Origin of the sequence: Absicoccus intestinalis (genome assembly GCF_033971885.1) — a bacterium.
GTDB classification, from domain to species: Bacteria; Bacillota_I; Bacilli_A; order Erysipelotrichales; family Erysipelotrichaceae; genus Absicoccus; species Absicoccus intestinalis.
Window position 1 is genome coordinate 41290 of the sequence record NZ_JALBUS010000004.1, and the last position, 21483, is coordinate 62772.

A 21483-nucleotide genomic window follows, 5' to 3' on the forward strand; every position below is an offset into this window, starting at 1 on the left:
CGCAAAAAGGAAATGAGCTATGACTCACTTCCCAAAAGAACGAATTCGACGATAATTCTTTTTTTCTATGGCATTTTTTTGATTGGAATGCCGCATAGATATACGATCGATAACATCAATAATATAGTAAAGGGCTAATAAAGCAGCACAATGAAATACGATCGTCATCAATTCCATATGAAGAAACCATCGGCCAAAAGAGACACTCACTTGCCCAAAAAGCTTTGAAACTAAGAAAGGAAGTATGTCTAACAAGATCACACAACCAATCGTACCTAACGAAAGCCATCGTACATCATCACTCGTTTTTTCAATGAGCCACCCCAAACCAAAACTAGCAGCTGGAAATAAGATCGTAGATAAAGGAAATGTGGATAAAAAGAAGTAATCATATATCAACCCACACAACATGCCCATCAATACTCGATCGATCCAATTTCGTTTATATACCAATAACAATAAGGCCATAAAACAAATATGTGGAACAAATGACATATTCTGAAAACTAAAATCAGGTGGCCAAATATAAACGATCAACGTATCCAATAAAGCCATGATCAACAAAAAGAGAAAGAATGTGCGCAATTTCATGATGCATCCCCATTTCCGACAACCATCACATATTTAAAACTTTGCATATTCGATACCGGCTTTACATAGATCTTAGAAATGATCGATGAATCATCTCGTTCAATTTCTGTAACTGTACCTACAAAGATACCACTTGGATAGTTGCCACCTTGTCCGCTTGTTGCGACAGCTTGCCCACTTGTCACGGTAGCATCATTATTGAAAAGTGACATACAATACTCATTCCGATTGGCATCATACGATTGAATGACACCTTCAACCGTCGAACCATCTTGTAAAGAAATTTTGACCGCGATATCATTTACTAAATTTTCGCTCGTTAACAATTCAACCGTACTTGTATTGACCTGGGTCTTTGTGACCAAACCAATCATACCTTCACTACTTTGCACCAACATGCCAACTTTTACACCTTGTGAGCTGCCTGCCGAAATGGTAATGTTTTGATTCCATGTTTCACTAGACCGACGAATCACAGAACAACTAATCATCTTTACATCACTATTGGTGTTTTTCACATTCAGTAGTTTTTCTAATTCTTCATTTTTATTTGCTTCTTCTTCATAGAGCGTTTTATAACTCTTTTGTTCCGCTAATTCTTGTTTTAAATAGTCATTATCATCTTGTTGATGCCAAAGGTTCGCGACATCATTAAATACATTGGCCAACGATGTGATTGGATATTCGATCAATCCATATTGAATATAGGTCCAAGCACTATATCCCATATTGGATAAAGCTTGTTGTCTTAAGCCAATCATGCATGTTCCAATCCCAAGAACAATGACGATCAATATCGCTAATACACGTTGTAGATGATTTAATCTCCGCATAATGATCCCTCAAATCTAAGACCTATTATACAAAGATTCCAATTTCCTTTCAATCTAGATATTGGCTTTGTCGAAAGGAATACCATCCATCTTTGCCGACGATGATATGATCTAAAAAATGGATACCCATCACTTGTGCGACTTCATTGATTTGTTTCGTGCAACGAATATCTGCATCGCTAGGATGCGGATCTCCCGACGGATGATTATGAATACACAAAACGGAACATGCATTTTCTAAGAATGCTTCTTTAAAAATATCACGAGGATGCACACAGCTTTCATTCAAAGTACCTTTAAACAATAGATGATGGGAAATGATCTTTCCTTTTGTATCTAAATATACAGCCACAAAATGTTCTTGTTTTTCATACGCATATTCCAATTTAAACCATTGCACGATATCATTAGGTGCCGCAATAACATGCGAATACGCACTAGCTTTTGTGGCCCGAGAACACAATTCAATGCTTGCTAAAAGCTGCAAAGCCTTGACTTCTCGAATGCCTTGAATTTGCATCAAGCGATGGGGCGATAAATCAAACAGATTCGATAAATGGTTCGATACTTCAAATACCTCCTTTGCGATAGCAAATACCGAACGGTTTTTATTCCCACTCTGTAACATCAATGCTAATAATTCAACATCCGTCAATGACTTCAAACCAAATCGTAGTGCTTTTTCTCGAGGACGATCTGCCTCATTCATATCTTTCACTTTCATATATTCTAATACGCTTAAAAACAAGAAATAACAAAAAAGGGGTTTACACATTTTTCTAGTTTTGTTATTATATATAAGCACATGGCGGTTGTGGTGAAGCGGTTAACACAGCGGATTGTGGCTCCGTGATGCGCGCGTTCGAATCGCGTCAGCCGCCCCATTGTGAAATTGAAGCTCTCATTGAGGGCTTTTTTTTATGCTTTATGCTACAATACTGCCATGAAAAAAAATATCGCAATAACACTCGCGCTGATTGGTGCTTTAAGCTTGCCAACAACGATCTATGCCAATGACAATATCAATGCTTGTGACCCAACAGCTGAATGTGAAGAATCTAAGACTAAAACAACAGAAGAAGGCTTTGTCGAAATTTCGATGGATGAGGCTCTAACCTATTTTACCGAGAAAAAAAGTGGCATCCTCTTTTTTGGCTTTAATGCTTGTCCATGGTGCAAAGAAGCAAGACCCATATTAAAAAAAGTGGCCGATAAAAAGAATGTAACTGTTTATTATGTCAAAGTTCGTGATGAGGATAAGAATTTGTTGTATTCTGATGAGCAAAGAGTCGAATTGACAAAATACATACCCAAATATATGTCAAAAAACAAAAAGGAAGACAATAAACTTTGGCTTTATGTACCATTGGTCATTCATGTAAAAAAAGGAAAAGCCGTGGCTGGTCATGAAGGAACGGTCAAAAACCATGATGCCACAAAACGAAAAATGACAAAGAAAGAAAAGAAAAAGTTAGAAAAGACATATACGAAGATACTGAAATAAGTATCTTCGTTTTTCAAATAAAAAAAACGATGCGAACATCGTTTATTGAAAAATGGCGGTCCAGATGGGACTCGAACCCACGATCTCCTCCGTGACAGGGAGGCATGTTAAACCACTACACCACTGGACCAATAAAATGGAGCAGATGAGGGGAATTGAACCCCCGTATCAGCCTTGGCAAGGCTGTGTTCTACCATTGAACTACATCTGCATCAAATTGGCGGTCCAGATGGGACTCGAACCCACGATCTCCTCCGTGACAGGGAGGCATGTTAAACCACTACACCACTGGACCAATATTCACTTTTAAAATGGCGGAGAAGGAGAGATTTGAACTCTCGCGCCAGTTTCCCGACCTATACCCTTAGCAGGGGCACCTCTTCAACCACTTGAGTACTTCTCCAAAAATCTAGGTCAGAACGCTACTCGTTAGCGCCTACATATAATAGCATGGCCAAAAACGAATTGCAACTATTATTTTCAAAAAAAAATAGGCCTCATTTGAGGCCTACAACATCATTACTTATAAAGATTATAGAAAGCTTTCTTTCCTAAGTATTTTGCAACATGTGCATTGCCACGTTGGTTCAATTCGTCTTCAATACGCATTAAACGATTATACTTAGCAATACGGTCTGTACGAGACATAGAACCAGTCTTGATTTGACCAGCATTCAAACCAACTGCGATATCAGCAATTGTGGTATCTTCTGTTTCTCCAGAGCGGTGAGAAACGATGCAAGTGTAGTTATGTTTCTTCGCTAATTCAATTGCATCGAAAGTTTCAGTCAAAGTACCAATTTGGTTTACTTTGATCAAAATGGCATTCGCAATACCCTTTTCGATACCTTCTTGTAAGATCTTTGGATTGGTTACGAACAAATCATCACCAACTAATTGAACTTTATCACCAAGACGATCTGTCAAACGTTTCCAGCCATCCCAGTCACGTTCTCCTAAACCATCTTCGATAGAGATGATTGGATATTTCTTCAACCATTCTTCATACATATCGATCATTTCATCCGCAGTCTTGTTTCCTTGACCTGATTTCTTCAATTCATACAATCCTGTTTCATGGTTGTGGAATTCACTGGAAGCAACATCCATCGCGATGCACATGTCTGTACCTGGTTCATAACCAGCAGCCTTCATAGCTTCTACTAATAATTCCAATGGTTCTTCGTTTCCATCTTTACAACTTGGAGCGAATCCACCTTCATCACCAACGTTGGTATTGTATCCTTTGTTCTTCAATACTTTCTTCAATTCATGGAAAGTTTCAGCACCCATACGAACAGCTTCTTTGATAGATTTCGCACCAACAGGCATCAACATGAATTCTTGGAAATCTACCGTGGAGTCTGCATGAGAACCACCATTGATGACATTCATCATTGGAACTGGCAATGTATTTCCATTGAATCCACCAAAGTAATTATACAAAGGCATTCCATAGAAATCAGCAGCTGCAAGAGCCGTAGCCATAGATACACCTAAGATAGCGTTTGCACCTAAATTCGATTTTGTTGGGGTACCGTCTAGATCGATCATTGTTTGGTCAACAAAGTTTTGATCACGGCAATCCAAACCAATAACAGCTGGTGCAATTTTTTCGTTTACATTTGCAACAGCTTTAGTAGTTCCTTTTCCTCCAAAACGAGTTTTATCTCCATCACGAAGCTCCAATGCTTCTCTTTCACCAGTACTTGCACCACTTGGAACCATAGCACGACCATAAGCGCCAGATTCAGTAGTTACTTCAACTTCAACAGTTGGGTTACCACGAGAGTCTAATACTTCGCGAGCATAAACATCTGTAATAATAGGCATAATTAAAATATCCTCCTTTAAGCCTCTAGCTACGTTTATGATAACACTTTAACAAGCCTCTTTCAACGTAAAACAGAATGAATCAAAGCAATGATTTCTTCCTTTTTTGTTGGACTTTCATCCACAAAATGTACATAGAAATCATTTATATTTAAGGCCTGAAATGCAGGAATCATCGCCAACCAATTTCTTGGTGTCTCATCAAACAATTGCATATAACAATCCTTATTTCCTTTCATCAAAAGACGACGTCCATCTTTACCTTCTAATTCAAAATGATGACGATGACACAAATGACAATCCTGTCGCTTGCCATCCAAACACACCGTATTGATGGGACAATGTTTCATGATCATGTATCGAATCTTACCATATATATACACAACAACCGGTGCGTCTACATGATATCGAGCACCAAAAGCTAAAACCGTTTTTTGTATTTGATCCGGTGTCATTTCGATACTCAATGCCACTTTCTCAAATCCCATTTCTAGACAAGCCGCAATACCATAAGAATTCGTTACATTTTTGGTCAGATCAGCCATCGAATCTGGTAGATCTTGTACATATATCCGATGATCACTTGTCACTTTTGGCTGAAATGCATACGGCTTCTCTGGTTGACAGCAAATTTTTGTACGCTCTTTTTCTAACGCTTCGATCGTAGTTCGTCGCAATGCATTGATCACACCCATTGGAAAGAAAATATCACCAACAAGCGTACACGCAAATGCCGTGATTTCGACCCAGCTATCCTTGGTCTTATACATTTGCTTGGCAATGGTATCTTGGTTTAAGGCATGTTTTTGTGCGACCGAAGCCAGTTGTTCGGATACACAAGTTACCGTATGGATACCATCCGACATTGTACAAACAAGAGGTGTGGAAGGGCCATCGCAATGGACAAAACAGGAAACCTTTACTTTACGAATGGTTTCTTTCGAAGCTTTTTCCACTTCTTTTTCCAACGCATACGAAATCGTTTTATAAACGATGCTCCCCTTTTGGATCTTTGATTTCACTTCCGCTTCACATCTATGATGACCATCGATATGCTTCTGCAAACGTCCTTTTTCATCAAACAGATAATTAACGCGACATCCATAGGCTTGACCAAAGCGGATGCCATCATTCTGATCAATGGATCGATCCAATTGGATCTTCACACGTTTTCCATGAATGCCAATCACCTTACCAATGGGAATCCCTTGATGATTGGGTGAGTCCATATGCATCAAATTATATCCGCGCTGATCAAACATATGCCCTAAAGTATATCCTCGATTGAAAGCAAGCTTTAATCGTTCTTTATCTTTTTCTGTCCGTTTTTTCCCATCGCGTACCATTTTAACTTGTCGACAAGCCTCATATACATAGACTGGACTTTTCATACGCCCTTCGATCTTCAAGGAATCTACAGACAACTGTCCAATCTGATCGATCACAGAAACATCTTTTGGGCTTAATAGATATTCTTGATTGAACGATATAGGTTGGCCATCTTTATAGAGAGTGTAAGCCATACGACAAGGTTGTGCACAAATCCCGCGATTACCGCTTCTGCCATAACAAAAGCTTGAAAAGTAACATTGACCGGACACGCTGATGCAAAGGGCACCATGCACAAAGACTTCAATTTCCACACCACTTTGTTGGCAAGCTTCGATTTCAGCTTTTGTACATTCTCTGGCTAAAACCACTCGTTTCACTCCCAATTTTTTTAATTGCTCGATCTGGGCTGGTGTATGAATGCTCATTTGAGTGGATGCATGAATCGTTAGTTCGGGTAAGCGATGATGCAACAAATGAATCAAGCCTAGATCTTGTACGATCAATGCATCAACACCCATTTCATATAAGGCTTTGGCTTGTGCATACGCAGCTTCTACTTCCTCTTCATACAAAATGGTATTCATGGTCACATGAACATCGACACCAATAAGATGACAACGCTGAATGATATCTTTTACTTCTTCGAGCGTAAAGTTCTTTGCGTAGGCACGCGCTCCAAAATGTTTTAAAGCTAAATACACAGCATCACATCCACCTGCCAAAGCAGCATCTAACATGGAACGATCACCAACAGGCGCTAATATTTCCATTTTCTTTCCTCCCATAAAAAAGGCTGTCCATTGACAGCTTTTACTTCTTATTATTTCTTATTATTATAGAAATTCCGAATAGCTTCAAACGACTCTTCGCTAATGACGTGTTCGATTCGACAAGCATCCTTTGCGGCCGTTTCTTTATCAACACCAATATTTTCTAACATATTAGAAAAGAAACAATGTCTTTGATAGGTAGATTGAGCAATTTCTCTGCCTTCCTCTGTCAAATGTAAGATCTTTCCTTGGTCTAATCGAACTAAGCCTTTTTCCGACATGACCTTGACTGCATGCGAAACACTTGGTTTAGAAAACCCAAGATAGCTTGCCACATCCACACTACGCACACTTTCAAGTTGTTGTGACAAGACCAATATTGCTTCTAAATAATCCTCCATGGATTCACCTAATTGTTGCATAATCCGTCTCCTTTGATTATTTTATTCTATTCTAGAATTTCTCTGGTTGTCAAACAACTTGCCTAAAAAAACAAAGTGGACGTTTTGTCCACTTTGTTAAACGAGGCGTTCAAATAAATTCATCAATGGTTTACGGGATTCATGTGGCATACCTAAAGCTTCGGTAATCGGAATAGCTACGATCTTATTATCACGAATCGCAATACATTGTCCACCAATGCCCTGCATCAACAAGTCAACTGCTTTTTCACCCATTTGAGAAGCCAATAAACGATCAAATGGACAAGGTGAACCACCACGTTGGATATGTCCAAGAGTTGTTGCTCGACCCGCAAATCCCGTATTCAAGCTTACTTTTTTTGCGAATTGATCCACATCTGTGATCTTTTCCGAAATGACCACAATGGCATGACGCTTTTTCTTGATCAGATCCAAGTCACGCAAACGTCCTAAGACTTCTTCTTCATCAAAACCGGTTTCGCTTGTCACAATGATTTCTGCTCCACAAGCAATACCAGACCATAGGGCCAAATCGCCACAACGATTACCCATGACCTCAACGATGGAGCAACGATGGTGTGAATTGGATGTATCACGCAATTTATCGATACATTCTACAACGGTTTCTAATGCGGTTTGAAATCCTATTGTATAGTCAGTACAAGTAATATCATTATCAATTGTGCCTGGCAGACCAATACAATTCACGCCCATTTCCGTTAATGCCAAAGCACCACGATAGGAACCATCTCCCCCAACGACAACAACGGCTTCAATTCCACGTTTTTGAAGTTGTTTGACCGCTTTTTGACGAACATCTAAATCTTTAAATTCAGGCAGACGTGCAGAGCCTAAGATCGTACCACCACGATTGACAATTTCACCAACAGATTCTCGTGTTAACGGTTCAATATACCCTTCCGTCATTCCTTTGTATCCATTATAAATACCGAAGACTTCCAGACCCGCATTGATACCTACACGTGTAACAGCTCGAATGGCTGCATTCATCCCTGGTGAATCGCCACCAGAAGTCAAAATTCCGATTCTCTTTACCATAAAAAGTCCTCCTAAGAAAACATTAAAAATACTTTCTTACATTTCTTTATTTATCACTTCTATCATACTCTATTTTTGTAAGAATCTCGAAAAAAATCATAACAATTCTATAAGATATTTTACTCCAATATACCTATTGATTTACTAGGATTTTTATCTTATACTAAAAACAGAAGGAGTTTATATGAAAATTTCAACAAAAGGAAGATATGCCCTCCAATTAATGCTCGATATTGCCTTACAACCATCGAATCGACCGGTAGCATTAAAGGATGTATCCAAACGTCAAAATATTTCTTTTAAATACTTAGAGCAAATCATGCCAGCTTTGACCGGTGCTGGATTGATTCGGAGCATACGTGGTCCAAAAGGAGGCTACTATATCAATAAAGACCTTGATGCGATCACAGTTGGTGATATTTTACGGTTAACGGAAGGCTCACTTGCTCCCGTGGATCAAGTGGATTCAGATCTTCATACCATTCCATCGGACAGTCTGGATACCATCGATATCATGGTTTGGCAAAAATTATACAAAGCTATCTGCGATGTGGTTGACCATGTGACAATTCAGGACCTGGTTGATCAAGAACGATCCAATGGTGGTGAATACTATATATAATATATAATGCGATTTATCGCATTTTTTTATGTCTTTTTTATTTTCCTATATTTCCTCTTGACTTTATAGGTTTTTAGGTTATGATATAGACAACCCAAGCGAAAGGGGGCTTACAATGAATAGCGATTGTTGTTGTCAAAACTTACATATAGAAACCAAGATCAATAAAGAAAATTTAAGGAGGTATGAATCATGGGATACTATACAAGTGCAAGTCAATTAATTGGAAACACACCATTATTAGAACTACAAAACATTGAAAAAGCAGAAGGATTACAAGCCAAAGTATTTGCGAAAGTTGAATATTTTAATCCATCCGGATCGGTTAAAGATCGTATCGCGTTATCGATGATCGAAGATGCGGAAAAAGAAGGAAAATTAGCACCTGGCACTACGATCATTGAACCAACTTCTGGAAATACCGGTATCGGTCTAGCTTCTATTGCCGCCGCCAAAGGATATCATTTGATCATCGTAATGCCAGAAACAATGAGCGTTGAACGTCGCCAGATCATTAAAGCATACGGTGCCGAAATTGTCTTAAGTGAAGGTTCAAAAGGAATGAAGGGTGCCATTGCGAAAGCTGAAGAATTATCAAAAACACATGCCCCTGCCTTTATTCCAAGCCAATTCACCAACCCTGCAAACCCTAAAATCCACTATGAAACAACAGGACCAGAAATCTATAAAGATCTAGATGGTAAAGTCGATGTATTTGTTGCCGGTGTTGGAACTGGTGGAACCGTTACAGGTACAGGAAAATATTTAAAAGAAAAAGCTAATACAAAAGTTGTTGCGGTTGAACCAGAAACATCTCCTGTATTATCTGAAGGACATGGTGGACCACATAAGATCCAAGGTATTGGAGCTGGTTTTGTTCCTGAAACATTGGATACCAATGTATATGATGAAGTATTGACTGTTTCCAATGAAGATGCATTCAAATATGCGAAATTGTTAGCGCATAAAGAAGGAATTAGCGTTGGTATTTCTAGTGGTGCTGCTTTACAAGCTGGTTTAGTAGAAGCTAAGAAGCCAGAAAATGCTGGAAAGAATATTGTTGTATTGTTGCCAGATAGTGGCGATCGCTATTATTCTACTGCCCTTTTCCAAGACTAAAATCCTTAAAATACAGCCATCCTAAAAATGTGAACCTTTTGTGGGTTCACATTTTTTTATACAAGACCATCGAAAGCCCGTTTTCATTCCTTTCTTATATGCAATGAAATACAATATTACATAGACCACCTATGATCATGATCCAAATCAAGTTCAGTTTGGTTTTGCGGGCAAGCAACAAACATACACATGTCAAGATCACCAAGAATACATTTTTGGCGTATCCTTGCAAGATCAAAAGTCCCGATCCCAAGATCATGGCTAGAACAATAGGTCGCAAAACTTGAAAGATCTTTTTCATCACATCCAGATTTCGATATATAAAATAAATCTTCGCTAAAATCGTGACCAAGATCAAAGATGGTGCAATACATCCCAAAGTGCAAGCAACTGCCCCACCTAAACCAGCCACTTTTTGACCAACAAAGGTCGCACTATTAATGGCAATAGGACCTGGCGTCATTTGAGAAATCGTGATCAAATTCGTAAACTCTTTCATGGATAGCCAATGATGAATGGTCACGGTTTGTTCTTTGATCAAAGGTAAAGCCGCATATCCACCACCAAAACTAAAAGCGCCGATCCATATAAAACTAATAAATAAAGTTATGTAGATATTCATTTTTTGGTCCTCTGGAAAATCACTTCGAGACACGCGAATACCATACCACAAAGAATGATCCATACTACAGGGATATGAAAGATCGAATTGGCACAAAGGGCAATTCCAAAACAAAGCATAGATACATATTTTTTGTGTTTGATATAGGGAATGCCCATATCTAAACATACCGAAAGGATGATGGCAACAACGCCTGCTTGCATACCTTCTAACAACCAACGAATCCAGACATTGGCGATAAAAGCATCGTATACAAGCGATACGATCGATAAAATAAGAAAAGGTGGCAATATCGTTGCCACCAAAGCAACCGCAACACCAACGATACCAGATAGTTTATAGCCCACAACGATTGCACCATTTACAGCAATCGCACCAGGACTAGACTGAGCAATCGCCACCAGATCTAACATTTCTTCATCATCGATCCAATGGTATTTTTTCACAAATACATCACGCATCAAAGAAACGATCACATAGCCTCCACCAAAGGTACAAGCACTCAAATAAAACATGGAAGTAAACATTTTCCAAAGTTTTTTCGTGTCCATATTACTCCATCACTACATAAATCGAACTAAATGGCGGTAAAATAAAATGATCCGTAGACTTCTTTTCCTCTGGCTCTTTTGTGGAACCATTGAATCGTTCCCAATCCGTATGAAGCGTCAATACCCACTTATCCTCTGTATGAAGCGTTTGGGTCTGATTCGAAAAATTAAAGAAGGCAGCCACTGGTTTTAACGTACCAGCCGAACGTTTAAATCCATAGACATTGGTTTCCTTTTCATTGATCGTGATCCATTCAAAACTGCGAGGATCATCGTCCCATTCATACAATTGTGGAGTAGATTGATAAATCGTTCCCAACGCTTTAAAGAAATCATGAAAAGTATCATGCATAGGATATTTCAATAAAAACCAATCCAATGCCTTGGTTTCATCCCATTCCCGGAACATCGCAATTTCATTGCCCATAAAATTCAATTTTTTACCGGGATGCATCATCATATACAGATAAAGCGAACGCAATTGAGCAAATTTTTCTTCATAACTTCCATAGATCTTATCTACGATCGTTCGTTTTCCATGTACAACTTCATCATGTGATAAAGGCAATAAATATCTCTCCTTATAAAAATAATACATAGAAAATGTGAGTTTGCTTGATAATTCTTTGCGTTCATCACTGGTCTTCATCATATAATCCAAGGTATCATTCATCCAGCCAAGATCCCATTTATAGTCAAACTCCAAACCACCTTCATTCACTGGCTTGGTCACATTTGGATATGCCGTAGAATCTTCCGCAATCAACATCGCGCTGGGATGCAGAGCATGCAGACCCGCATTCATTTGTTGTAAAAATTCAATAGCTTTGGGATTGACGCCTCGATTTTCATCACCCATCCAATAAATGAGTCGACTCACTGCATCCATACGGATCCCATCAAAATGATACATATCCAGCCAATAATTTGCGGCCGATTGTAAAAAGCTACGCACCTCATAACGAGAATAAATAAAGTTACATGTGCCCCATTCACTTTCACCCACATCACTGGTAGGATACTCATAGAGCTGTGACCCATCATACAACTTTAAACCATAAGGATCTGTCGCAAAATGAGCTGGCACAAAATCAATAATAGCGCCAATACCCGCATTATGTAAGGCATTCACCAATGTTTGTAACTGTTTGGCACTGCCATAACGAGAGGTTGGACTGAAATGGCCAGTCGTTTGATAGCCCCACGAACCATCGAATGGATATTCACTTAACGGCATGAATTCCACATGGGTAAAATGATTTTCGATACAATAGGCAATAAGATCGTTAGCAATGGCATCATAACAAAACCATCCATTTTCATCCTGATCATTTGTTTTCCAGGATCCCAAATGCATTTCATATATATTCATGGGTTGATCAAAATTACGTGAGCGTTGGTTCATCCACGATGCATCCGTAAAAGAGAGAGCATCGATATCTCGTATGATCGATGCATAATTGGGTCGTAATTCCATCCCAAAACCATAAGGATCACAATGTTCCACACGTCCATTGGCTCCATAGATCACATATTTATACATTTGATTCACTTCTGCATCTCTACAATATAATTCCCAAATGCCACTTTGTGCATCCTGACTCATCGGTTCTTCTTGCCAATGATTCCATTCACCGATCACGCAAATGCTTTGTGCTTGTGGTGCATACGTTCGAAAGATGACCCCCGCATTTTGGGGATGTGCACCAAAATATGTATAAGCATCAAATGCTTTGCCCTCATAAAAATCTTGCCGTTTCATATATTTTCCTCCACGAAGTCATTTCGTAGTTTCATCATACCATAAAAAAAGCACTTCCGAAGAAGTGCCGATTATTTATTAGTTGTTGATCAATTTGTCGCCTTCATTGTTCCAAGAATACAAAGCACGGATTTCTTCACCGACTTTTTCACATGGATGTTCAGCAGCTTTCTTACGCAAAGCCTTAAAGTGAACTTGTCCACCAGCAGGAGACATATCAAGCAAGAAATCTTTAGCGAATGTTCCATCTTGGATATCACTTAATACCTGACGCATCGCTTTCTTAGTGTCTTCAGTAATGATCTTTGGTCCAGTGATGTAATCACCATATTCTGCTGTATTCGAAATTGAATAACGCATTCCCGCAAATCCAGATTGATAGATCAAATCAACGATCAATTTCATTTCATGGATACATTCAAAATAAGCATTACGAGGATCATAACCTGCTTCACACAATGTTTCGAAACCAGCTTGCATCAATGCACATACACCACCACAAAGAACAGCTTGTTCACCGAATAAGTCGGTTTCCGTTTCTGTACGATATGTTGTTTCCAACAATCCAGCACGAGCACCACCGATTGCAGCACCATATGCCTTTGCGATATCCCAAGCATGTCCAGTTGCATCTTGTTCAACAGCGATCAAGCATGGTGTTCCTTTTCCTTCCAAGTACTCTGAACGAACTGTATGTCCTGGAGCCTTAGGAGCGATCATTGTAACATCGACATCCTTTGGTGGAACGATACATCCAAAATGAATGTTGAATCCATGCGCAAACATCAACATGTTGCCTGGTTCCAAGTTTGGTTCGATATCTTTCTTATACATATCTGCTTGTTTTTCATCATTGATCAAGATCATGATGATATCTGCTTGTTTTGCTGCCTCTGCAGAAGTATATACTTTTAAACCTTGTTCTTCTGCTTTTTTCCAAGATTTAGATCCTTTATACAATCCAACGATGACATCTGCACCACTTTCTTTTAAGTTCAATGCATGTGCATGTCCCTGTGATCCATAACCAATGATGGCAATTTTCTTTCCATCCAAATAAGATAGATCACAATCACTTTCATAAAAAATTCTTGCTTGTTCTGCCATGTTCTTTTCCTCCTTCATGGTAAGTTGTCATACAACTTTATGTGTTGTTGTATGACAATCATAAAACGCTTCAAGCCAATTGTCAATCAAAGATTTGTTTTTTCTACCGAAATTTCTTCACGAATCAAAGTATGATGCAAATGGATCAATACCGCACTACGCAATGCTGGTCCATCCCGATGTTTTAAAAACTCCATGATCAAAATATGATCGGCATATGCATCTTGTGCGATCAATTCCAAATTCGCATGAAATTCAAATGTTTTTTCGATGGTTTCCTTGATGACCATGATAAAATTATTCAAAAATTCATTATGAGCCGCACGAATGATCGACGAATGAAATTCCGTTTCGGTACTAATGCGTTCTTGAGCCGTAGGATCCAACAAAATCAAATGTTGCACCGTTTCACCGAGCTTTAAAATATGCGCAATCTCCTCATCTGTCGCCCTTTGACAAGCCAATTCCGCCGCTTGTGGTTCGATCATCAATCGCGTTTCAAATAAATCATGCAACGTCACTTTCATGGATTGCACCTCTTGCATATCCAGTTGAGAATCCGTTTTGATATCTCCCTGATTCACCACAAAAGTGCCATTTCCTCTTTCCACTCGCAACAAGCCTTCTGAGACTAAAATACGAATTGCTTCCCGCAAAGTGGTTCGACTGATCCCCATTTGAATTGAAAGTTGATTTTCATTGGGTAATTTCTGACCCGGCATGTAGACATGATTGGTCAAGATAGATTCTCTAAGTTGATCAGCTGTTTTTTGAGATAAAGTTTGATTTGCCATAAAACAACTATATCCCAAAACATCAGACAACTCAAATTATTTATAAGACAACTTAAAAAAAAGAAGGCCAAAGCCTTCTTACGCAGCCGTATTCCAACCTAAGCTTGGATCATATTCCGATGTATCATAATCATAAGGTGTGGTTGGTGTATACGTATTGTTGTTGTCTTCATATGTTCCATTGTAGGAGTCATTCGCATTGGCATCATACGTATTTGTGCTCGGATCCGTGGTTGTCTGTTGTTGCGTTGTTGTTGATTCCTGTGTCGTGATATCTTCACTCGTAGACCAAACAACTTTTACCTTAAATTTCTTTGTTCTTTCATTGCCCGATGTATCAGACGCTGTTACTTTGGCCGTATACGTACCCGGTGTATTAAAATCTACAGCACTTGTATCAAACGATAATGTGACTTTCGTTTGATCCTTCGCTTTAAATTTCTTGCTGAAGTCATAGCTATCATCACCCACAGTGACTTTCACGCTCGTCGGTGCCTTGGTAAACGTCGGTTTTTTCGTATCCGAAATAGTGACACGCAAATATTTGACTTGTTTACCTGCAACCGAATCAAACGAAGCCTTCACAATATAAACCCCTGGCTTGTTCTTATTGATCTTACTGGTATCTACCTTAAAAGAATAAGCATTGCGACTCAAAACATCCGTCGCTTTGATATCAATCTTTTGACCCAATTCATAATGCAAGCTGGTATTGCTCCATTCCGGCATCATACGCAATTGAATATTAAAGATCAAAACAACCATAAAAGCTAAAGCTAAAACGATGGCTATCGCAATTCGTAATTTTGAACCTCTATCTAAATTTGATGACATATTATCGCTCCTTTTCTTTGGCCAGAAAAACATATGCCTCGATTTCCATCGCATCCATCAAATGTGCAAACGCATGCAAAGAACGCTCTCTTTGATTTCCACCTAATAAAAATCGATTCACAATATAATCATTTGGACAATGCAATTCAATTTTGTTTTCTGATTCCAAAAACGCAAATCGAATCCAACAATCACAAGATTGGCTTTCTCCTTCTACAAAAACATCTGGACAAACCAATCCGCGAAGGTCCGGATCATGAAAACCATCAAAAGTTTTGGCATCTACATCCTGATAGTGACAAACATTTTGATAATCTTTCTTTTCATATGTCTCCAAATTTTGTATTTTAGCTAGATCCCGTAAAGCCCAGACTTGGATCATGGCACAAACAACATCATGATTCAATGGAAACGTAGGAACATATGTGCAACACACCTGCCGTTTATTGATTTCTTTGATGTTGGAAATATCAATTCTATTCATTTCCATTGTATCATCCTCCCATGTACCCATTGTACACTATCCCCCATAAAATAAAAAATAGATACCCAAAAGTATCCTTAAATTTGGACTCGAATCAAAGTCATATTATCTTGTGAGCCGGCATGCAATGCCATTTGAAAAATTTGTTCGATCGATGTATTTTGATCCAATGCATGAGCTAATTCATCCACAGATAAAGACTCCAGTACACCATCTGAACCAAAAACCAATTGATCCCTTGCTTGAATAGACAAAGAATGCGCATAGTAAGCCGTTAAATACCCCATACAAGAAGTAATCACATGCGGATAGCCTTCTAAAATATGCGGTTTTGATAAAAGCATCAAAGTATGATCCCGAAACAAAAAAATCGGACTATCTCCCACATTAAAATACGTAAGTCGTTTTTTTTCGATATATCCACCCGAAACCGTGCACATGGATCCATTCATCCTTTTTTTGATTGTTTGATCCATGGCTTGCAATGTCTTTTGAATGTCTTGCCCTTGCCAGTCTGCCAATTGTTGACAAGTAAAACGAGCAGCCCGCAAAGGAGCATTCGAAGTAGAAACCCCATCCGCAACAAACAATCCCACATGATCTTTCGCATGTCGTGTATGGATCCAACTTGATGGCATGATCAACTTTCGACCTTTCTGATATACACCAAAATAATCTTCATTCTGTGCTTTTTTCCCAGCTATGCTGAATGCTTGAATTTTCATTACTTGTATTATATAAAAAAACACAAAAAAGGGCATCCTAGATACCCTCACCTTTGATAATTTGTACCAATATTTCTACCATTTGTGCCATTTTAGAAAGAGAAGCAAATTCCCGTGGTCCATGATGAAGAAACGTTCCCGTACCCAGATTGGGGCAAGCCAATCCCTTTTCACTCAACATCGCGCCATCCGTTCCGCCACGAATCGGGATGGATACCGCTTCCAAGCCACAGCGCGCCATCGCTTTTTTCGCCCGATATACTGGCGTCTTATCGGTCATAAATTCGGCCATATTATGATATTGATCATGCATTTCGATGGAAAATCTTTGTCCATACTTGTCATTTAAAGCATCGACAACATTGTTCATCAACGCTTTCTTACGTGCAAATTTTGTGGCATCATGATCACGAATGATATAGACCATCTTTGCCTTGGCCACATCACCCTCCAGCTTTAATAAATGAAAGAACCCTTCTCTACCTTGCGTATGGGCTGGCGTTTGATTATGCGGAATACAATGGGCAAAATCCATCGCCAACAAAGAAGCATTCACTAATTTATCTTTACCTTCGCCAGGATGAATTGCGGTTCCTTTGATCGTGATCGTCGCTTGGGCTGCATTAAAATTTTCATATTCAACATTATCAATACGATCGCCATCGATCGTATATGCATAATCGACTGGAAACTTCTGCAAATCAAATGTATCCGTACCACGACCAATTTCTTCATCCACAGTAAACGCAACACAAATCTTACCATGTGGTAACGATCGTATTTGTTCGATAGCCGTAAGAATAATGGCGATCCCCGCTTTATCATCTCCACCCAATAAGGTATTTCCATCCGTTACGATCAAGTCATCGTGGATACATGTCTTCAATACCGGATAGATGTCCGGATCGATCACAAGTCCATTCTTTAAAGTAATCGATTGCCCATCATAATCACGAATCATCTGTGGTTCCACCCTGGCTCCACTGATTTCAGTTGCTGTATCCATATGAGCTAAAAGCCCAATGGAATCGTCCGCTTTGGTGGCATTTAATGTTGCATAAACAATCCCATCGTTTCCTTGTTCAACATGATCAAACAAGGAAAGACATTCTTTATACAATTGATTCGATAATTCCCATTGTTTTGCGGTACTGGGAATTGTCGTACTTTCTTCATTGGATTGGGTATCATACGATATATACCGCAAAAAACGATTGGCAACACTCATAATAACACCTGCGCTAGTGACGGTACGATTTGTTTTTTCCGAGAAACAAATTGCTGATCGGCAAAACGAGCTACGGCCGGTGCCACATCTTGTGCTAGATCACCGACACATAAGAAACGAGAGCCATTGCCTTCTACATTGGTAAAGACCATCATCAATAAATCATAATGAAGCTTTTTGTTTTCTTGTTCCATAAATGCCTTAAAATCTTTTTCGATATAATCTACATCATCCAGATTATAAGTAAATACTTGTGAAATATCGATACGATGACCACTCAAGATATATTCTTTTGTATCGTTATACAATAAGTTTTTAAATTCCTTTCCCTTGATAGTTGCCGTATTTTCAAATAGTTCTTTTGCCATGTCGTTCAAACACAATCCATATTCTTTTTCCAAATATGCCTTTAGATCTATATCTATTTGTGTTGTTGTCGGTGAATGAAAATTTAATGTATCACTGATCATGCCATAGGCACATAACATGGCTATTTCATTGGACATATGAATATGGGCTTCGCGATACATCATCGCAACGATCGAGCAAGTACTACCAATAATCATATTTCGAAACGAAATGGGACGACTTGTTTCAATATCACCAATACGATGATGATCCACGATTTCCACAATTTCAGCCGTCTCAATATCATCAATCGATTGTTTGACTTCATTATGATCAACCAAGATAAATTTTTTCTTTTCACTCTTCAACAAATGATATCGTGCAACCGAACCCACCAAATGATTCTGAAAAAGGACGGGATAACTCGAATGACGCGTTTTCAACATTTCACTTTCCACTTGCTCCACAAATTCCGATTGACTAAAAGATATGATCTTTTCTTTTGGCGTCATGATAAAAGATACCGGAATGGAACGATAAATCATTTGGATCACTTTCATGATATTGTAGGGCGTCTGGATCAATGTTGCACCCTTTTGTTTGGCAATTTCGATGATATAATCCGATGGACGATAATTTTGCGTACAAACAATGACAGCACAACCACGAACGATACTCTTAAACATATCATCTTCATGATCATCCAAGACCATGATGGCCCCTTCCAAATTTCTTTCATTCAACCGTTTATCCGATATGCGCACATATCCACTACGACAAAGATTTCCCTCATAAATAAATTGACCTTTTAAAGCACGGACAATATTTGCTAGAGGGGTATCTTTTAATAAATCTTTGGTGATGCTCACATCCTGCATCTGGATCTTTGAAATGTCATTGATCGTACAAATACCTAGATATTCATCTTCTTCATTAACGACATATAATGTTTTTACATGATGCTCTAAACAAACATCCCAAGCAAAACGAATCGTATCGTCTGGATGCACCCGAACAGCTTCATCAATTTCGATTTCAGATAAAGAACATTTGGCAGTATTCATATATAGTGGCGGTTGTATGCCTACTTTATCTAATATAAATGAAGTTTCTGGACTTAAATGTCCAATTCGACCGGCTACGGCATGAATTCCTTGGGCTTCTTTAAAGGCCGTAAGCGCCAATGCAGAACATATCGCATCCGTATCTGGATGTTTATGTCCTATTACGTAAATTGGTAAACTCATAAATTTCCTCGTTTTCTAATAGTCTGTATCTATTATAACAAAATTTATAGCGCTTTCACGGTTTCGCACATATTTTAAAAAAAGAGCACATCGTGCTCTTAGTCCATATCCTTATTTCACTGCGTCTTTCAAAGTTTTTGCTGCTTTGAATTTAACGCTCTTCGAAGCAGGAATCTCAATCTTTTCCTTCGTCATTGGGTTAATACCTGTACGAGCTGAACGTTGAGCCAAGGTAAATTTTCCAAAGCCAAATACATCAACGGTTCCATCATTTTTCAATGTATCAGCAATCGTATCAAATACGCTTTGTACATATGCAGTCGCATCTTTTTTCGAAATACCATACTCTTCAGCTAATGCATTAGCTAAGTCTTGTTTTTTTACCACTTCTGCCATGATAATTGTTCCTCCTTTAATTCTTGAACGCGCTTATTGTAACACTTACAAACTGAAAAGAAAAGCTAAAACCGCACGTGGAAAAATTGACATATTCTTTCCATTGGTAAGCCCACAACATTGGAATACGATCCATCGATCCATTCCACAAAATCGCATTCTTGGATTCCATATGCACCGGCTTTATCCATACAAGAACCACTATTTACATACCGATTGATTTCATCATTCGATACATCACGAAAATGGACCTTGGTCGTTTCCACAAACGGATAACACTGATGATCTTTGATGATACAAACCCCCGTTTTCACTTCATGGGTTTGATTGGATAATGCATGCAGACATCTTTTTGCTTCGTTTTTATTTTTCGGTTTTCCTAACCGTTTTCCTTGAAAATAAACGATCGTATCCGCACCAATCACAACATAGTCCGGATACACATCCGCAACATCCATAGCCTTTGTTTGCGCTACTTTCATTAAAGCTTCATCAATGGGTAAGCTTTCATCAAATACCTCTTCTACTTTGGCAGGTTCCACTTCAAAGCGAAAATGAGCCTGTTCCAATAATTCTTTTCTTCGCGGTGAATTCGAAGCCAATACTATTTTCATGAATCCTCCTCAAATCCAATGGGTGCTTTTTTTAAGAGTAGACGCCCACACCCTATACAAACACATCCTAAGATCACTATGACTGTGATCACGATGCGAATGACTAATTGTGAAAAAACCGTTTCTGGTAACATATCAATCATAAAGTCTACACCTGGGGTCAATAACCAATACTCATTGGTAAAGAAGACTTGATGAAAATGCGTCCAGAAATCCGTAAAATCGGTCAAGATCCACATTCCTAAGATCCCAATCAATATCAGAAAACCGATACACGCACGTAAATATCCCTTCGCCAAAAAGAATTTGCCATTTTTCTTACGATACATACATATCCCAATCCCAATGGCTGCCATCGATAGGATGTTTCTGACCATCATCGCATTTTGATAAAATTGTTTCACATCCTTCATATGGGTCGTTTCACGCCAATCAAAAGCTTTGCGTTTCGTTTTGGATTGGGTAATGGTCACTTGAATGTCTTGTCGATCATCTTTTAGATAATCCAACAATACCGTAATACAACGATCCAGGTCACGATCTGAAACATCCAAACGCGCCGCTAGATCCATACGATCATAGATGTGATAATAAAAACTTGGTTGAAGCGCCCAAAGTCGCACGCTCCATAAAAGAACGGCAACAATGACACACCAACCAAAAAGTAAACAGATCCATTTTTTCAT

General features: G+C 38.8%; 23 protein-coding genes and 5 tRNA genes. 4 read left to right on the plus strand and 24 right to left on the minus strand.

The features are described 5' to 3' along the window. Nucleotides 1–24 precede the first annotated feature (24 nt). The 3 genes from MOZ64_RS03340 to radC are packed head-to-tail and all read right to left on the minus strand — an operon-like array spanning nt 25 to nt 2148. Nucleotides 25–591, minus strand: a complete 567-nt coding sequence (locus MOZ64_RS03340; protein ID WP_320325196.1) for a hypothetical protein — start codon at nt 589–591, stop codon at nt 25–27. Then, nucleotides 588–1424 carry a rod shape-determining protein MreC gene (gene mreC, locus MOZ64_RS03345; RefSeq protein ID WP_320325197.1) on the minus strand — a complete coding sequence of 279 codons (837 nt, stop codon included), beginning with the start codon at nt 1422–1424 and terminating at the stop codon, nt 588–590. The genes MOZ64_RS03340 and mreC overlap by 4 nt, the downstream gene beginning before the upstream one ends. A gap of 49 nt (nt 1425–1473) precedes the next feature. Then, on the minus strand, nt 1474–2148 hold the full coding sequence (gene radC, locus MOZ64_RS03350; protein ID WP_320325198.1) for a RadC family protein: 675 nt from the start codon (nt 2146–2148) through the stop codon (nt 1474–1476). Nucleotides 2149–2232: 84 nt separating this feature from the next. Here radC and MOZ64_RS03355 point away from each other — a divergent pair. After that, nucleotides 2233–2308 (plus strand) — tRNA-His (locus MOZ64_RS03355). A 59-nt stretch (nt 2309–2367) separates the two neighbouring features. Next, nucleotides 2368–2928, plus strand: a complete 561-nt coding sequence (gene traF / locus MOZ64_RS03360; protein WP_320325199.1) for a conjugal transfer protein TraF — start codon at nt 2368–2370, stop codon at nt 2926–2928. Nucleotides 2929–2981: 53 nt separating this feature from the next. Here the strand turns inward: traF and MOZ64_RS03365 are convergent. From MOZ64_RS03365 to pfkA, 8 genes are all read right to left on the minus strand, one after another. Beyond that, nucleotides 2982–3058 (minus strand) — tRNA-Asp (locus tag MOZ64_RS03365). Nucleotides 3059–3065: 7 nt separating this feature from the next. Continuing rightward, nucleotides 3066–3139 (minus strand) — tRNA-Gly (locus tag MOZ64_RS03370). A 7-nt stretch (nt 3140–3146) separates the two neighbouring features. Beyond that, a tRNA-Asp gene (locus MOZ64_RS03375) sits at nt 3147–3223 on the minus strand. 17 nt (nt 3224–3240) lie between these two features. Continuing rightward, nucleotides 3241–3331: transfer RNA gene (locus tag MOZ64_RS03380), tRNA-Ser, on the minus strand. Nucleotides 3332–3447: 116 nt separating this feature from the next. After that, complete coding sequence (gene eno / locus MOZ64_RS03385) at nt 3448–4761, minus strand: phosphopyruvate hydratase (RefSeq protein WP_320325200.1); 1314 nt, start codon at nt 4759–4761, stop codon at nt 3448–3450. 62 nt (nt 4762–4823) lie between these two features. Next, on the minus strand, nt 4824–6863 hold the full coding sequence (locus MOZ64_RS03390; protein ID WP_320325201.1) for a peptidase U32 family protein: 2040 nt from the start codon (nt 6861–6863) through the stop codon (nt 4824–4826). Between the two features lie 50 nt (nt 6864–6913). After that, a complete protein-coding gene (locus MOZ64_RS03395; RefSeq protein WP_320325202.1) occupies nt 6914–7285 on the minus strand; it encodes a metal-dependent transcriptional regulator in 372 nt (123 codons plus the stop codon). Nucleotides 7286–7381: 96 nt separating this feature from the next. Next, nucleotides 7382–8344 (minus strand): 6-phosphofructokinase, encoded by a 963-nt coding sequence (gene pfkA / locus MOZ64_RS03400; RefSeq protein ID WP_320325203.1) that lies wholly within the window; start codon nt 8342–8344, stop codon nt 7382–7384. A gap of 184 nt (nt 8345–8528) precedes the next feature. Between pfkA and MOZ64_RS03405 the strand changes: the two genes are divergently transcribed. Together MOZ64_RS03405 and cysK are read left to right on the plus strand one after the other, a co-directional pair. Next, nucleotides 8529–8966 carry an RrF2 family transcriptional regulator gene (locus MOZ64_RS03405; protein ID WP_320325204.1) on the plus strand — a complete coding sequence of 146 codons (438 nt, stop codon included), beginning with the start codon at nt 8529–8531 and terminating at the stop codon, nt 8964–8966. 192 nt (nt 8967–9158) lie between these two features. Then, nucleotides 9159–10085: a cysteine synthase A gene (cysK, locus tag MOZ64_RS03410; protein WP_320325205.1), complete on the plus strand. Its 927-nt coding sequence runs from the start codon at nt 9159–9161 to the stop codon at nt 10083–10085. Between the two features lie 94 nt (nt 10086–10179). Here the strand turns inward: cysK and MOZ64_RS03415 are convergent, their stop codons facing one another. The 13 genes from MOZ64_RS03415 to MOZ64_RS03475 form a co-directional block, all read right to left on the minus strand. Then, the gene (locus MOZ64_RS03415; RefSeq protein ID WP_320325206.1) at nt 10180–10707 is read right to left on the minus strand and encodes a chromate transporter; all 528 of its coding nucleotides are present in this window, start codon (nt 10705–10707) and stop codon (nt 10180–10182) included. Continuing rightward, complete coding sequence (locus MOZ64_RS03420) at nt 10704–11258, minus strand: chromate transporter (protein ID WP_320325207.1); 555 nt, start codon at nt 11256–11258, stop codon at nt 10704–10706. The genes MOZ64_RS03415 and MOZ64_RS03420 overlap by 4 nt, the downstream gene beginning before the upstream one ends. 1 nt (nt 11259) lies before the next feature. After that, nucleotides 11260–13020, minus strand: coding sequence for a 1,4-alpha-glucan branching protein GlgB (gene glgB / locus MOZ64_RS03425; RefSeq protein WP_320325208.1), 1761 nt, complete (start codon nt 13018–13020; stop codon nt 11260–11262). A 78-nt stretch (nt 13021–13098) separates the two neighbouring features. Then, complete coding sequence (ilvC, locus tag MOZ64_RS03430; protein ID WP_320325209.1) at nt 13099–14127, minus strand: ketol-acid reductoisomerase; 1029 nt, start codon at nt 14125–14127, stop codon at nt 13099–13101. A gap of 86 nt (nt 14128–14213) precedes the next feature. Then, a complete protein-coding gene (locus tag MOZ64_RS03435) occupies nt 14214–14921 on the minus strand; it encodes a FadR/GntR family transcriptional regulator (RefSeq protein WP_320325210.1) in 708 nt (235 codons plus the stop codon). A 78-nt stretch (nt 14922–14999) separates the two neighbouring features. Next, nucleotides 15000–15755: a hypothetical protein gene (locus tag MOZ64_RS03440; RefSeq protein WP_320325211.1), complete on the minus strand. Its 756-nt coding sequence runs from the start codon at nt 15753–15755 to the stop codon at nt 15000–15002. Between the two features lies 1 nt (nt 15756). Next, on the minus strand, nt 15757–16245 hold the full coding sequence (locus tag MOZ64_RS03445) for a hypothetical protein (RefSeq protein ID WP_320325212.1): 489 nt from the start codon (nt 16243–16245) through the stop codon (nt 15757–15759). Nucleotides 16246–16316: 71 nt separating this feature from the next. Next, the gene (locus MOZ64_RS03450; protein WP_320325213.1) at nt 16317–16964 is read right to left on the minus strand and encodes a PP2C family protein-serine/threonine phosphatase; all 648 of its coding nucleotides are present in this window, start codon (nt 16962–16964) and stop codon (nt 16317–16319) included. Nucleotides 16965–17001: 37 nt separating this feature from the next. Then, entirely contained in the window at nt 17002–18192 is a 1191-nt protein-coding gene (gene pepT / locus MOZ64_RS03455; protein ID WP_320325214.1) for a peptidase T, read from the minus strand. Then, nucleotides 18189–19787: a putative manganese-dependent inorganic diphosphatase gene (locus MOZ64_RS03460; protein WP_320325215.1), complete on the minus strand. Its 1599-nt coding sequence runs from the start codon at nt 19785–19787 to the stop codon at nt 18189–18191. Before MOZ64_RS03460 ends, pepT begins: the two co-directional genes overlap by 4 nt. A gap of 111 nt (nt 19788–19898) precedes the next feature. Beyond that, nucleotides 19899–20183, minus strand: a complete 285-nt coding sequence (locus MOZ64_RS03465; protein WP_320325216.1) for an HU family DNA-binding protein — start codon at nt 20181–20183, stop codon at nt 19899–19901. A 65-nt stretch (nt 20184–20248) separates the two neighbouring features. Beyond that, the gene (locus tag MOZ64_RS03470) at nt 20249–20797 is read right to left on the minus strand and encodes a Maf family protein (RefSeq protein ID WP_320325217.1); all 549 of its coding nucleotides are present in this window, start codon (nt 20795–20797) and stop codon (nt 20249–20251) included. After that, entirely contained in the window at nt 20794–21483 is a 690-nt protein-coding gene (locus MOZ64_RS03475; protein ID WP_320325218.1) for a TIGR01906 family membrane protein, read from the minus strand. The genes MOZ64_RS03470 and MOZ64_RS03475 overlap by 4 nt, the downstream gene beginning before the upstream one ends.